This is a genomic window from Arthrobacter sp. 1088 (assembly GCF_031455315.1).
GTDB lineage: Bacteria > Actinomycetota > Actinomycetes > Actinomycetales > Micrococcaceae > Arthrobacter.
Window position 1 is genome coordinate 157094 of record NZ_JAVDSM010000007.1, and the last position, 13550, is coordinate 170643.

The 13550-nt window shown below is 59.9% G+C and carries 14 protein-coding genes and 1 other RNA gene; 14 read left to right on the forward strand and 1 reads right to left on the reverse strand.

Annotation, left to right across the window (positions count from 1 at the left end; genetic code table 11):
• The first annotated feature begins 81 nt into the window (after nucleotides 1–81).
• The 13 genes from J2Y41_RS12930 (at nucleotide 82) to J2Y41_RS12990 (ending at nucleotide 11640) form a co-directional block, all read left to right on the forward strand.
• Nucleotides 82–1305: an ATPase, T2SS/T4P/T4SS family gene (locus J2Y41_RS12930; RefSeq protein ID WP_309928873.1), complete on the forward strand. Its 1224-nt coding sequence runs from the start codon at nucleotides 82–84 to the stop codon at nucleotides 1303–1305.
• Nucleotides 1305–2162 (forward strand): type II secretion system F family protein, encoded by an 858-nt coding sequence (locus J2Y41_RS12935; RefSeq protein ID WP_224088039.1) that lies wholly within the window; start codon nucleotides 1305–1307, stop codon nucleotides 2160–2162. Before J2Y41_RS12930 ends, J2Y41_RS12935 begins: the two co-directional genes overlap by 1 nt.
• The gene (locus J2Y41_RS12940; RefSeq protein WP_309928877.1) at nucleotides 2159–3100 is read left to right on the forward strand and encodes a type II secretion system F family protein; all 942 of its coding nucleotides are present in this window, start codon (nucleotides 2159–2161) and stop codon (nucleotides 3098–3100) included. Before J2Y41_RS12935 ends, J2Y41_RS12940 begins: the two co-directional genes overlap by 4 nt.
• Before the next feature lie 364 nt (nucleotides 3101–3464).
• Nucleotides 3465–3878, forward strand: a complete 414-nt coding sequence (locus J2Y41_RS12945) for a pilus assembly protein (RefSeq protein ID WP_309928882.1) — start codon at nucleotides 3465–3467, stop codon at nucleotides 3876–3878.
• A gap of 73 nt (nucleotides 3879–3951) precedes the next feature.
• Entirely contained in the window at nucleotides 3952–4413 is a 462-nt protein-coding gene (locus J2Y41_RS12950) for a hypothetical protein (RefSeq protein ID WP_309928885.1), read from the forward strand.
• Nucleotides 4414–4483: 70 nt separating this feature from the next.
• Nucleotides 4484–4894: a pilus assembly protein TadG-related protein gene (locus tag J2Y41_RS12955; RefSeq protein WP_224164732.1), complete on the forward strand. Its 411-nt coding sequence runs from the start codon at nucleotides 4484–4486 to the stop codon at nucleotides 4892–4894.
• A gap of 78 nt (nucleotides 4895–4972) precedes the next feature.
• Nucleotides 4973–6088 (forward strand): peptide chain release factor 2, encoded by a 1116-nt coding sequence (prfB, locus tag J2Y41_RS12960; protein ID WP_224088033.1) that lies wholly within the window; start codon nucleotides 4973–4975, stop codon nucleotides 6086–6088.
• A 179-nt stretch (nucleotides 6089–6267) separates the two neighbouring features.
• Nucleotides 6268–7032: a cell division ATP-binding protein FtsE gene (gene ftsE / locus J2Y41_RS12965; protein WP_216924001.1), complete on the forward strand. Its 765-nt coding sequence runs from the start codon at nucleotides 6268–6270 to the stop codon at nucleotides 7030–7032.
• Nucleotides 7029–7943, forward strand: coding sequence for a permease-like cell division protein FtsX (ftsX, locus tag J2Y41_RS12970; protein ID WP_224164730.1), 915 nt, complete (start codon nucleotides 7029–7031; stop codon nucleotides 7941–7943). The genes ftsE and ftsX overlap by 4 nt, the downstream gene beginning before the upstream one ends.
• Before the next feature lie 55 nt (nucleotides 7944–7998).
• The gene (locus J2Y41_RS12975) at nucleotides 7999–9411 is read left to right on the forward strand and encodes a peptidoglycan DD-metalloendopeptidase family protein (RefSeq protein ID WP_309929134.1); all 1413 of its coding nucleotides are present in this window, start codon (nucleotides 7999–8001) and stop codon (nucleotides 9409–9411) included.
• An 83-nt stretch (nucleotides 9412–9494) separates the two neighbouring features.
• Nucleotides 9495–9965, forward strand: coding sequence for an SsrA-binding protein SmpB (smpB, locus tag J2Y41_RS12980; protein WP_026540087.1), 471 nt, complete (start codon nucleotides 9495–9497; stop codon nucleotides 9963–9965).
• Between the two features lie 130 nt (nucleotides 9966–10095).
• Nucleotides 10096–10464, forward strand: a transfer-messenger RNA (tmRNA) gene (gene ssrA / locus J2Y41_RS12985).
• Between the two features lie 162 nt (nucleotides 10465–10626).
• On the forward strand, nucleotides 10627–11640 hold the full coding sequence (locus J2Y41_RS12990; protein ID WP_396133533.1) for a S1C family serine protease: 1014 nt from the start codon (nucleotides 10627–10629) through the stop codon (nucleotides 11638–11640).
• 24 nt (nucleotides 11641–11664) lie between these two features.
• Here the strand turns inward: J2Y41_RS12990 and J2Y41_RS12995 are convergent, their stop codons facing one another.
• Nucleotides 11665–11994, reverse strand: coding sequence for a hypothetical protein (locus J2Y41_RS12995; RefSeq protein WP_309929137.1), 330 nt, complete (start codon nucleotides 11992–11994; stop codon nucleotides 11665–11667).
• Nucleotides 11995–12082: 88 nt separating this feature from the next.
• Here J2Y41_RS12995 and J2Y41_RS13000 point away from each other — a divergent pair, with 88 nt between their 5' ends.
• On the forward strand, nucleotides 12083–13537 hold the full coding sequence (locus J2Y41_RS13000; RefSeq protein WP_309928891.1) for an MFS transporter: 1455 nt from the start codon (nucleotides 12083–12085) through the stop codon (nucleotides 13535–13537).
• The last annotated feature ends 13 nt before the right edge of the window (nucleotides 13538–13550 follow it).

Below are 13550 nucleotides of genomic sequence, written 5' to 3' on the forward strand. Positions count from 1 at the left end.
TGGCCCGTGGGAGTGGCTCCCATAGCGTAGGTCATTCGAGATACGCCTCTCGGATACGGACGCGAAGGTTTTGGGGGAAATATGGAGGCCGTTGGGATTGTAGAGGGTGAGGTCCGCGAACTCATCAGACGCCGCGGCTTGGACCCCTTCGAACAAACCGCGGAAGTCCGACGCCTGGTTGAGGACGCGGTCAATGATTATGACGAAAGGGCTCTCCTTGGACCGCTTCCGCCATTGGGACATCTGGACACCGCCCGCAGGCACGTCTTTGACGCCGTAGCGGGATTTGGTCCGCTTCAGCCCTTCCTGGATGATCCTGGAATTGAGGAAATCTGGATCAACGCGCCGCACGAAATCTATGTCGCGCGTAATGGAGAGTCCGAGCTGACGGGAATCACCCTGACCGGGCAGCAAATCCGGGACCTCGTCGAACGGATGCTCAAGAGTTCGGGGCGGCGGCTGGACCTGTCGTCGCCGTTCGTGGATGCGGCCCTGCCGGACGGGTCACGGTTGCATGTCGCCATTCCTGACGTGACCAGGAAGCACTGGGCTGTCAACATCAGAAAGTTCATCGCCAGGGCGAACCGGCTTGAACATCTCGTCGAACTGGGAAGCCTCACACCCCAATCTGCCAGGTTCCTTGGTGCAGCCGTTGCAAGCGGACTCAACATCCTCGTCTCCGGTGCCACCCAGGCAGGGAAGACCACCATGTTGAACTGCCTTTCAGCAAGCATTGGCTCACGTGAGCGCGTTGTAACCGTTGAAGAGATCTTTGAATTGCAGCTCCCTCTGCGTGACGTCGTGGGTCTCCAATGCAGGCAACCGAACCTGGAAGGTCACGGAGAAATTCCACTGCGAAGGCTCGTTAAGGAAGCCCTTCGCATGAGGCCTGACCGCCTGGTGGTTGGCGAAGTCCGCGAAGCCGAAAGCCTGGACATGCTGATCGCGTTGAATTCCGGACTTCCCGGTATGTGCACGGTCCATGCAAATTCGGCCCATGACGCCGTCACCAAGATTTGCACCCTGCCTCTACTGGCAGGAGCGAACATTTCCAGCGCGTTCGTCCTTCCCACAGTTGCCTCGTGCATTGACTTGGTGGTGCATTGTGCCCGGCAGGCCAATGGGCGCAGGCAGGTCACCGAAATCCTGTCGTTGGGACGCCGTGTGGAAAACGGGGTCATCGAATCCTCGGTGGTGTTCCGCATGCTTGAAGGGCAGTTACAGCCCAAAGCCAACTCCATGCCGGCGGTCGAAAAGTTTGCCGTGGCTGGTTTTGATGTGGCCGCGCTGCTGGAGCTGAACTGATGGCCCCGCTATTGGGGATCCTTTGCGGAGGTGGAGCTTTACTTATCTGGTGGTCCACCTGGGAGCATCCGCCAGAGGTCCGGGCCAGGGAACCCCGTCCACGACGGCTGGAACTTCTCTTGCTCTCGGCAGGCATAGAAAAGGTCACTAGTGCCGGCCTCCTTCTCAGTTGCACTGGATGCGGAGTCATCGCGATGCTTCTGTTCTTCGTTGTGACGGCGTCATTGCCCGTCTGCCTTTGTTTCGGAATCTTTGGCGCATGGATCCCTTTTGGACTCGTGCGTCGGCGGGCGCGGAAACGCCGTGCCACCCTGCGCCAACTGTGGCCCGATGTTGTTGACCACCTCAGATCCGCCATTCGCGCCGGACTGGCTTTGCCGGAGGCCTTGATCCAGCTTGGACACAACGGGCCGGACGAACTGCGGAGCCTGTTCCTGGATTTTGGTGCCGACTATAGGTCGGGCGGGCAGTTCGATGCGGCGGTAAACAAACTCAAGGACCGCCTGGCGGATCCGGTGGCTGACCGGATCATCGAGGCACTTCGCATGACCCGGGAAGTGGGCGGCTCCGACCTCGGGCGCATGTTGGGTACGTTGGCCGGATTTCTTCGGGAAAGCGCCCGGACGCGCAGCGAACTCGAGGCCAGGCAATCGTGGACGGTCAATGGTGCCAGGCTTGCTGTCGCAGCGCCCTGGATAGTTTTGGTGGTCATGGCCGGGAGACCTGAAGCCATGCTTGCCTACAACTCCGGAATCGGAGCTGTTGTGCTGCTCGGCGGTCTTCTTGTCTCGGTTTTGTGTTACACAGTCATGCTGCGCATTGGGGCATTACCCGAAGATGAGCGGGTCCTGCGATGAGCACCTCCACTGCCACCGCCACACTCCTCGGATTACTCCTGGGCGCCGGGACATGGTTGATCCTGGTGCGGCTTCCATTCATGCGTGGCCGGACATTCGCAGAGCGCATCCACCCGCAGCTTAAGTCGCAGAACCTGGAGTCGCGCCTTCTTCGGGCGCCTACGCATAATCTGACACCCTTTGGACCATTGGAACGCATTCTCCGCCCCGTTATCCAGGACGGAATTGGCTACTTGTCCCGCTTTAACAGTGGCGGCCCAGCTTTGCGAAAGAGACTCGCTCGAGCCGGGTCCGCGAAAAGCGTGTTGGATTTCCGGGCGGAGCAACTGGTGTGGGCTTCAGGCGGCTTCCTGCTTGCCGTGATCGGCGTAGGGCTGGGTGCTGCCTCCGGGCGATTCAGCCCGCTTCCCTCATTGGTGTCGGTAATCGGGGCTGCCTTTTGTGGATACGTTCTCCGCGATTTCGTGCTCGGCCAAAAGATCAAGCGCCGCGAATCGGTGATCCTCGCGGAATTTCCCAGCCTTGCCGAACTCATGGCACTGGCAGTCGCCGCCGGAGAGAGCGCAGTGGGTGCGATGGACAGGATCTCCCGTAGCTCCACTGGCGAGCTCGCCAAGGAATTCAGTGCGGTTCTGGCCGATACGAGATCAGGAAAGTCACTGGTACAAGCACTCCAGGCGTTCTCTTCCCGAACAGAACTGCCGCCCCTCGTCCGATTCGTTGACGGATTGGTTGTGGCCGTGGAGCGGGGGACTCCGTTGGCCGATGTACTTCGGGCACAAGCTGCCGATGTCCGCGATGCTGCGAAGCGGGAATTGATGGAATCAGCCGGTCGAAAAGAAATCGGCATGATGGTGCCCCTGGTATTCGGAGTCCTTCCACTAACGGTCATTTTCGCAGCGTTTCCAGCACTTGCCGCCTTGCAATTGAGCCTTTGACGGGACAACGCGGGCGCCTTGACCAACTAGCTCCATCCACTTATCGCTAATTGCCAGCAATACCAACACACATTGGGGAAAAATCATGAAGAAGTATGGACGATCGTTTTCTGCCGGTAACACGACGAATTGGCCCTTTTTCTCGTGGACCGTCGCTGTGATGGCGCGTAATGCGGCGTCAGGGCTGGAACACCGTGAGCGCGGGGACGTTCCCGGGTGGGTGATGATCACATTAATGTCCGCAATATTGGTCGCGGGGCTCCTGGCGATTGCATCGCCAGCATTGGCGGACCTCTTCACGCAGGCCATGGCCAAGGTGGGCAGCTAGGAGATGGGGCAGGCGTGTTCCCACAGGCACCTTCACATGCTCTGCTTGCCCTGCACATTACGACGTGCCTGTGCACTTAAAAGTGCGGAACGAGGTTCCGCAGTTATCGATTTCGTGATGATTGCTGCCCTGTTGACGTTGCTGTTCATGTCGATCATTCAACTCACGCTCGTCCTTCATGTCCGAAACACGATTATTGATGCCGCCGCGTCCGGAGCGCGATATGGAACCCTTGCGGATCGAACGGCAACGGACGCCCAGGCGAGGACGTCCGAACTGATCGAGACGGCGCTAAATGGAGATTTCGCGGCGGATGTGACCACCGTTGAAAGGAATCTGGATGGAATCCGGGCATTGGAAGTGACCGTGAGGGCGCCTATGCCACTAGTGGGGCTTATCGGACCGCGTGGAGTCATGGAGGTGACCGGACATGCTGCCCTTTCAAACTGATGTCCCGGCTGCGGTTCCGTTTCCTGCTTCTCAAGGGAATCGTTGCAGGCACCGGCTGAACAAGGCTTGGCAGTTGGCGTCCGGACCATATCAAGCCATATCTACAGCGGGTACCGACGTCGAAAGGCAACGTGGCAGTGCCATCGTGGAGTTTACGTTCCTTGCACTGCTGCTCATGGTCCCGGTTGTCTATTTCCTGGTAGCCGTGGGCCAGATCCAAGGCGGATCCTTCGCAGTGGTGGGTGCGGCGGATCAGGCGGCCAAGGTCTTTGTTTCCCAAACTGAACCCGCCCTCGCGAGGGCCAGCGCAGAACAGAGCGTCCTCGTGGCGTTGAAGGACTACGGCTACCCGGCGCAAGCCGCCAAAATGGAGATCACGTGCGACCAGGCAGACTGCCTTTCGGCAGGTGCGGCAGTGACAGTTTGGGTTCGACTGACTGTCCCTTTGCCCATGGTTCCGTTTGGCGACTCGCTCCATCTGGACGCTGCCGTGCTCAATGCCTCTGCCACGCAAGTCGTGGGCCGCTTTAAGTGAATCGTCAACGCGAAGAGCGGCCATAAAGATGGCGATGGGGCGGATATCGTGCAAAGAGGAAGAGGGCCAGATGACCGTGCTGATCGTGGGGTTCGTACTTCTGGCACTCCTGTTGGCCGCTGTGGTGATGGCTACTTCGGCGATTTACCTGGAGCACAAAAAACTTCTGTCCTTGGCTGATGGCGCAGCACTTGCTGCTGCAGACTCCTACGTGGTGGGTGACATCGAAGGAAGCATCGCGCCCTCGGCCCCGCTCGTGGACGAGCGGGTGCTGGGCGCGGTTAGTAAGTACCTGGGAGACAGCGAAGCCTTCTCCATGCACGATCACTTGGAAGTTTCTCCTGAAACCGGCAGTTCACCCGGTGGTACAGCGGTGGTGGTCTTAAAAGCCATCGCCCATCCGCCCTTGGTCACCTTCCTGCTGCCTGAGGGAATCCCCGTTGAAGCAAGATCAAGTGCCAGATCCCGGCTCACCCAATAGCGACATGACGCAATCATAGGGACGTAATGATGGGACCCAGTCGGGGGAGTGCGGCTGATAGCGTACGCTGGAAAGACCATGGCTGAGATTGATTTTCCCGCAGAAATCCGCGCGCTTCGCGCCACTTACAGTTCCATCGAGAACGTCACCGATGTTGATGCCTTGAAGGCAGAAATCGCCGAATTGAGTGAGCAGGCTGGCGCGCCGGACCTTTGGGATGACCCCGCATCGGCGCAGGTTGTGACGTCGCGCTTGTCCCACCGGCAAGCCGAAGTGGAGCGCCTGTCCAAACTGGCCTCCCGGATAGACGACCTCGAAGTACTGGTGGAGCTCGGCCAGGACGAGGGCGACGAAGCCTCAATGGCCGAGGCCGCCAAAGAGCTTGATTCGATTCGCAAAGCCCTCGCCGAGCTCGAAATCGTCACCCTGTTGTCCGGCGAGTACGACGAACGGGAAGCCGTAGTGACCATCAGGGCAGGGGCAGGTGGCGTCGACGCTGCCGATTTCGCCGAGATGCTGATGCGTATGTACCTGCGGTGGGCGGAGCGTCACGGTTACCCCACTACCGTGATGGACACTTCCTATGCTGAAGAAGCAGGCCTGAAGTCCGCCACGTTCGAAGTCAAGGCGCCGTACGCATTCGGCACCCTGAGTGTCGAGGCGGGCACACACAGACTGGTCCGTATCAGCCCCTTTGACAACCAGGGCCGCCGGCAGACTTCGTTCGCCGCAGTCGAGGTCATCCCGTTGATTGAACAGACCGACTCGATCGAGATTCCGGACAACGAGATCCGCGTAGACGTCTTCCGGTCTTCAGGACCAGGAGGCCAGTCCGTCAATACGACCGACTCCGCCGTTCGCCTGACACACATTCCCACGGGCATCGTGGTGTCAATGCAAAATGAGAAGTCGCAGCTTCAAAACCGGGCAGCTGCCTTGCGTGTGCTCCAGTCGCGGTTGCTGCTTGTTAAGAAGGAACAGCAGGACGCCGAAAAGAAAGCCTTGGCCGGCGATGTCAAGGCATCCTGGGGAGACCAGATGCGTTCCTATGTTCTCAATCCGTACCAGATGGTTAAGGATCTGCGCACGGAACACGAAGTAGGCAACACTTCGGCTGTCCTGGACGGCGACATCGACGACTTCATCGACGCCGGTATCCGTTGGCGCACCGGCAACCGTAACGCTGCCAGCTAGGGCCTCAGTCCGCGTACCGGGGACGTCCGATTCCACGACACGCCCCCGAAACCCCCGGAATCCCGGCTGCTGCGTGCGTATAGTCGAGTGGCCGGTGCTCTCACTTCCCCCATCGAAAGCCCGCGCTCCGGCTGTTGGACTGGGCGAGTACGTCATGTCCGGCGGGGTTCTAAAGGGCCATGATCAGATTTGAGAATGTCACCAAGGTCTACGAGCAGAATGCCCGACCGGCGCTCGATTCTGTCAGCCTTGAGATCAACCGTGGTGAATTCACCTTCCTGGTGGGCGCCTCAGGGTCAGGAAAATCCACCTTCCTGAGATTGATCCTCAAGGAAGACAAAGCATCCTCAGGTTCGGTTTACGTTGCCGGCCAGAACGTGGCCAATATTTCGAGCTGGCGGGTGCCCAAGCTTCGCCGGGGCATCGGTGTGGTCTTCCAGGATTTCCGTCTTCTCCCGCAGAAGAATGTCTTCGCGAACGTTGCGTTTGCCATGCAGGTCATCGGCAAGAGCCGCTCCATCATCCGGGAGACGGTTCCTGAGGTATTGAAGACCGTTGGCCTTGAGGGCAAGGAAAAGCGGATGCCCCACGAACTTTCAGGTGGCGAGCAGCAGCGCGTTGCGATTGCCCGCGCCGTCGTCAACCGCCCGGGCATTCTCCTTGCTGACGAACCCACGGGAAACCTTGACCCCATTACGTCCATGGGAATCATGGGAGTCCTGGACAAAATCAACCAGAACGGCACCACTGTGGTCATGGCTACCCACGACGACGACATCGTTAACGAAATGCGCCGCCGCGTGGTGGAACTCAAGAATGGCAAGGTCATCCGCGACGAAGCGAAGGCACTGTACACGTCCATGATTCCGGTTGTCGGTGAATCGCGGCGGCTGAAGGACGCCAGTGGCGAGGAACTAAACCGTGCGCAGGGGGCACAGCTGTGAGGCTCCTTTTCATCCTCGGGGAAATCGGCAGCGGCCTGCGCCGCAACCTGTCCATGGTGATCTCGGTCGTCTTGGTGACCTTTGTTTCCCTGACATTTGTTGGCGCAGCGGGAATGCTCCAGATGCAGATCAACCAGATGAAGGGCTACTGGTACGACAAAGTCCAGGTTGCTGTCTTCCTCTGCAACGATGGCTCGACGGCGGTTGGTTGCGCCTCTGGGCCTGCCACCAAGGAACAGCAGGACAATCTGCAGGCAATGTTGGAGTCTCCGGCAGTCAAGCAGTACATCAACGACTTCCAATTTGAATCCCAAGCCGAGGCCTACAAACACTTCAAGGAGCAGTTCTCCAATTCGCCCATCGTTGATTCTGTATCTGAGGACCAGTTGCCGGCCTCGTTCCGTATCAACATGAAGAACCCCGAGAAGTACCAGATCATCAGCGAAACATTTTCCTCGCAACCCGGCGTTGAGACGGTCAGTGACCAGCGCCAGGTACTGGAACGGATTTTCTCCTGGATGAACGGCGCTTCTGTGGCCGCCATGGGTGTGGCCGCAGTGATGATCTTCTGCGCTGTGCTTCTGATAACCACGACGATCCGCCTTTCGGCGTTCAGCCGGCGCAGGGAGACGGGGATCATGCGCTTGGTGGGCGCCTCGAAGACAGTCATCCAGTTGCCGTTCATCCTGGAGGGTGTGATCGCCGCTGTTGTGGGCGCCTTGCTGGCTTCCGTGACGCTGTGGCTGATGGCACACTTCTGGCTCAACGGTGATCTGTCCAGGCAATTCCTTAACACTCCCTTCATCTCATCGACGCAGGTCCTGGTGATCGCACCGGTGCTGATTGCGCTCGGCGGCGGCCTGGCCGGGATATCCTCCTTGTTGACCCTCCGGCGTTACTTGAAGGTTTAGTGATGAAGGACGGGCGGCTGCGAATAACTCTGCTGACAAGCGAAAAGGACTCATGATGACCACGTTGGACCAGAACTCGCTGCGTCGGCGCCTTGCGTCCGGCCAAGCCAGGATTCTTGGTGGCGTCCTCGCCCTGGGCCTCGCGGTCAGCCTCCTGTCCGGTGTACCTACGGCCCATGCGGACAGCCTGGACGACCAGCAAGCTGCGCTCGAGGCCGAATCGGCGCGCGTCCAGGCGTCCTTGGAGTTTGTGGACTCGAAGATCGCCAAGGCCGCGGGCGATCTGGTCATCTACCAAGGTCGACTCCCGGGCGCCCAGCAGGCACTTCTCGAAGCGCAGGGCCGCGTGGCCAGTGCTGTCAAGGAGGTCGAGGCATTGGCGGCCCGGGTGGAGCTCGCCCAGCAGAACAAGGCCAAAATCACTGAGCAGCTTGAGAGCGACAAGCAGAAGATCACCGATACCAGGAAACTGATCGGCCAAATCGCCTCGCAGGCTTATAAATCCGGTGGCGTGCCCACCAACATCGCCCTGCTCTTCGGATCGAACGAGTCCGGCAGCCTGACAGACTCCATGGACCTCGCTGATCAGGCAATGCGCAGCCAGAACGCAGCAATGACCAAGCTGACGCAACAGAATGCCACCAACGTAAACTCCCAGGCCCGGCTGGCCGCCGTCGAGGCTGAGATCCAGGACCTGAAGGCCAAAGCCGACGCCGCGCTTGAGCGGGAGAAGGCTGCGCGCGACGAGGCTGCCAGCAAGAAAGCCGAAGTCGACAAGCTGATCGAGGACACCACCCGCCTGAATGGGCAACTACAGGCCGCCAAGCCTGGCATTGAAGCCGATCTTGCCCGGGTGAAGGCCGAACAGGATTCTGTTGCAGCCGAAATCGTCGAGAGGGACCGCAAGCTTCGGGAGGCGTGGGAGGCCGAGCAGCGTCGGCTTGCCGCGGAGGCTGCTGCTGCTGCGGCCGCCGCAGCAGCAGCGCAAGGAAGGCCGGCACCCCCCGAGCAACCGTATGTTCCGCCGGTGGGTTCGCCTTCCGCCTTTGGTTTGCGGCACCCCTTCGCCAGCTATGTACCCATCACCTCAGGATTCGGCTGGCGGGCAACTCCGCCCGGAACCATCGATTTCTACGGCACGGGTGGTTACATGCACACCGGCATCGACTTCGGCGCAGCCTGCGGTACTCCTGTTTATGCTGCAGCTGCCGGTACTGTCTTCAACTCTGGTTGGAACTCGGCGGACGGCGGTGGATGGCGCGTGAAGCTGTCCCATGGTGTGGTGCAGGGCAACTCCCTGACGACCATTTACTACCACAACAGCAGTATTGTGGTGGCCAATGGGCAGCAAGTATCGCAGGGACAACTCATTGCGTACTCGGGCAGCACAGGTAACTCGACGGGGTGCCACGCACACTTCGAAACCTGGTTGAACGGCGCCGCAGTGGATCCGATGACCCTCCTCTAGCAGCCGGTCCCTGCATCAGGAGCCAGGGCCTGCCGGCTCTGGCGTACACTAGTTGAAATCCGCATCTAACAAGGAGTTCTACCGTGCCCAAGGAAAGTGGCCGTAAGGTAGTGGCCACCAATCGGAAGGCCCGGCATAACTACCATGTCCTGGATACCTATGAGGCCGGCATTGCGCTGATGGGTACCGAAGTGAAATCCCTCCGTGAAGGCCACGCCTCCATGGTGGACGGCTTTTGTACCTTCTACAATGACGAACTGTGGATGGAGGGCATCCACATCCCCGAGTATCACCAGGGGAGTTGGACCAACCACGCCGCGCGCCGCCGTCGTAAGCTTTTGCTTCACCGTGAAGAACTGGACAAGATCTCCCAGAAGATCCGCGAATCCGGCTTCACCGTGGTGCCGTTGCAGCTTTACTTCCTGGACGGCCGGGCAAAGGTTGAAATAGCCATAGCCCGAGGTAAAAAGGACTACGACAAGCGCCAAACGCTTCGTGAGCAGCAGGATAAGCGTGAATCGTTGCGCGAACTGCGGGAGCGCAACCGCCGCTAGGTCCGGATGCCGGTGCCCCGCCCTGGGATGGAGTCGCGGGAATGATCTTCCGCGTGCATGCGTTATGATGGATAGTCCGGTAGGGATTTGATCGCCTGATGAATGACTTGCCGGTTTGGTAACAAAATACGGGGATGATCGGTTTCGACGATGTTAGTCGCGACAGGTGAAGCGGGCCGAGGATGCAGAATTATCTCGTAAACGCTGTCTGCAAACCAATAAGTGCCGAATCTAAGCGCACTGACTTCGCTCTCGCTGCCTAAGCAGTAAGACAGTCCGTCAGCCCGGGGTTGCTATCGCCCCGGTTCCTGGCGTCATTTAGATAGCCACTGCTGTTTGCCTTCGTCATTGAGGTAAACGGGACTTTTAGATGACTGGGCCCGGATCAGCCACCTGTTTGCAGGATGGCTGGGGCCGAGAAAATCCGACGCAAACTGCGCCCGGAGAAGCCCTGACAAAACGACATCGGACGGGGGTTCAATTCCCCCCATCTCCACCGGAAAGCCCTCGGATCCTAGTGATCCGGGGGCTTTTTCTCTGTCCGGACAAGATGCCCTCCGGACAAGATGCCCTGGCCGTTCACCCACGGCGTAGGGGAACGAGGACTAGCCGGCCTGTCCTGGCCGTTGTACAGGGTAGGCACCGCGGTAGCAGGAGGCATGTGATGAGTACTGAGCCAGAGTTTGAAATTCCGGATGACGGCCGGGATTCAGAAGCGCCTACGGAGCAGGATGACGACGCGGCCCTGGACGCGTACTCGCAGATCGTCATCCGGGTTGCGGAGTCTGTCACGCCGCATGTCGCCGCTATCGAGATGACGAGTGCGCGCCGGAACGGGCAGCTGCGTGTGGGCAGCGGATCGGCCGTGGTCTTTACCGGTGACGGGTACATGCTCACCAATGCCCATGTCGTGGCCGGTATCCAGTCCGGAAGAGCGGTGTTTGCGAATGGCAAGCAGACCGATGTGGAGCTCGTGGGGGCGGATCCGTTGTCTGACCTGGCGGTAGTACGTGGTCTCAAACCCACTCCGCCACCTGCCATTTTGGGTAACGCCGATTCGTTGAGGGTTGGCCAGCTGGTGATCGCGGTGGGCAATCCGTTGGGTCTTGCCGGATCAGTGACTGCCGGCGTGGTCAGCGGGCTGGGACGATCCATTCCCGTCCGTGCAGGTGAGCACCGGCGGGTGATCGAGGATGTCATCCAGACTGACGCGGCCCTTAACCCGGGCAACTCGGGCGGCGCCCTGGCCGACACCCGGGGCCGCATCGTGGGCATCAACACGGCCATTGCTGGACTGGGCCTTGGACTCGCCGTACCTATTAATAGGACGACCCAACGGATTATCGCCTCCCTGCTCAAGGATGGGAGGGTGCGCCGGGCCTACCTGGGTTTGGTGAGTACGCCTATACCGCTTGATGCCAGTGCGGTGGTCCGGACTGGCCAAAAGGAGGGCCTGCGTGTGGTGGAGGTCATCGCGGCCTCGCCTGCGGAGTTAGCGGGGCTCCAGCCAGGGGACCTGGTGCTTCGGGCCCAAGGAAGGGCTGTCTCCAGTGCAGAAAGTCTGCAGAAGTTGCTGTTTGCCGAGGCCATAGGCGAACCGTTCCCCTTAACCGTGCTGCGGGACGGCAAAACGGTACAACTGATAGCCGTTCCCTCGGAGATGAGCCAGCAATGACGAGCCAGCAACAATGAGGCGATGCTAGGCCTGGTCCTCGCGGACGTCCACCACGCCAACAAAGCGGCTGCCGACGCCTTCATATTCGCTGCGCACGTCACCCAGGAACAGTTCCGGCAGTTCACTGTTCTTATGGTGCCCGCAAAAGACGAACGAGAAATCGGGCCACCACTTCTTGGGCCGCACCGCTTCTGAATACCCACACACTGCGCAGGTCAGGTGGACCCAAACAGGCCGTTTGCCCGTGCGGTTGGCACGTGACTGGATCAGCCAGGCCGGAGGATTGTCCTGGAGACTCCGTAGTTCCGCTTCTGAGAGCCGTGAAGGGATGCCGTGGCGCTGGGCCATTTCCATGGAGATATCTAGGGCCAATGCTGCGTCACGTCTACTAATCACTGTTTAACGATACGGGACTTCGTCCTGGAGGAATGCCGCGTAGGCTGTGCACATGACGGATGCTGTGGCTTTGCTGCCGAGAACGCCGCTTCAAAAACGGGTGCTCATTGTGGCAATTGTGGCTTCTTTTATCGCCATCCTGGATGGTTTCGTGGTCAACTTGGCCCTCCCGGCCATTGGACGTGAACTTGGCGGTGGCTTGGTCATCCAGCAATGGGTGGTGGATGCCTATCTATTGACCCTCGGGGCGCTCATCCTCGTGGCTGGTTCACTATCGGACCACTTTGGCCGGGCACGGATCCTCGAATGGGGGCTGGCGGGCTTTGCCCTGACGTCGGTGATGTGCGGCCTGGCCTGGAACGGGGAAGTCCTGGTGGTGTCCCGCGCACTTCAAGGGATTGCCGGCGCGCTCCTGGTGCCCAGCTCATTGGCCATGATCATTACGTCCTTCTCAGGACCTTCCCAGTCCAAAGCGATTGGCCAATGGTCGGGCTGGACGAGTGCTGCCGCAATCGTCGGTCCGCTGATTGGCGGCGTCTCGGTGGACATGTTGTCGTGGCGTGTGATCTTCTTCATCAACGTCATTCCCGCCGTCGCGATTTGGCCTCTGCTCGCGGGGCTTCGGGCGTCGGACGCGGCCAGGGACAAGAGCAAGGGAATCGACTACCTCGGCGCTGTCCTGGCCATGATCGGACTAGGTGGTCCCGTCTACGCCTTCATAGAACAGGGCCGGATGGGATGGATGAGCGTCCAGGTGTGGCTGCCGCTCCTGGCCGGTGTGGCGGCGATGGTGTTGTTCCTGGTCCACGAGGCAAGGACCAGGGAGCCCATGTTGCCGTTGAGGCTCTTTGCCATAAGGAACTTTGGGTGGGGCAACCTTGCCACGCTCGCGATTTACGGTGGGATATCGCTGGGATTCTTCGTCCTGGGTATCTATCTCCAGCAGGTTGGAGGGATGGGGGCTACCATCGCGGGAATTGCTTTGCTCCCGGCGACCGTCATCCTGATGCTGACGGCGTCCTACTTCGGTGGGCTGGCAGGAAAATATGGTCCGCGATGGTTCATGACCGTGGGGCCGCTGCTATGCGCTGTGGGCTTTCTGATGTCCCTCTCCGTCCAGGAGCCACTGAACTACTGGACCCAGGTGCTTCCGGGGCAGATCGTCTTTGGCGTGGGACTCACCACTCTCGTCGCGCCACTCACCGCAGCGATTCTGGGAGCGGTGCCCCAGGAAGAGGCCGGGATTGGTTCGGCCGTCAACAACGCCGTGGCCCGTATTGCAGGCCTCATCTGCATTGCCTTTGCCGGCCTGATCGTTGGTCCGGTGTTCACACGGCAAGGTTTGTACAATGCCTTGATTGTCACGGCGGCATTGTTCGTCATCGGGGCGGTGGCGTCCGCCGTCGGGATCCGCAACCCACAGCCCGAAGCGGCAGCTACCGTTGACAGCGCCACGGATACTGCGTCCGACGACGGCGGCTCGGCCAGCCAGCGTAGCTAGCCCGGGCAGCGCA

Coding starts and splice junctions, on each gene's coding strand:
- J2Y41_RS12955 (WP_224164732.1), top strand. CDS start 4,484: ATGACCGTGCTGATCGTGGGGTTCGTACTTCTGGCACTCCTGTTGGCC.
- J2Y41_RS12930 (WP_309928873.1), top strand. CDS start 82: ATGGAGGCCGTTGGGATTGTAGAGGGTGAGGTCCGCGAACTCATCAGA.
- J2Y41_RS12945 (WP_309928882.1), top strand. CDS start 3,465: ATGCTCTGCTTGCCCTGCACATTACGACGTGCCTGTGCACTTAAAAGT.
- J2Y41_RS12940 (WP_309928877.1), top strand. CDS start 2,159: ATGAGCACCTCCACTGCCACCGCCACACTCCTCGGATTACTCCTGGGC.
- ftsE (WP_216924001.1), top strand. CDS start 6,268: ATGATCAGATTTGAGAATGTCACCAAGGTCTACGAGCAGAATGCCCGA.
- J2Y41_RS12935 (WP_224088039.1), top strand. CDS start 1,305: ATGGCCCCGCTATTGGGGATCCTTTGCGGAGGTGGAGCTTTACTTATC.
- J2Y41_RS12975 (WP_309929134.1), top strand. CDS start 7,999: ATGACCACGTTGGACCAGAACTCGCTGCGTCGGCGCCTTGCGTCCGGC.
- prfB (WP_224088033.1), top strand. CDS start 4,973: ATGGCTGAGATTGATTTTCCCGCAGAAATCCGCGCGCTTCGCGCCACT.
- J2Y41_RS12995 (WP_309929137.1), bottom strand. CDS start 11,994: ATGGAAATGGCCCAGCGCCACGGCATCCCTTCACGGCTCTCAGAAGCG.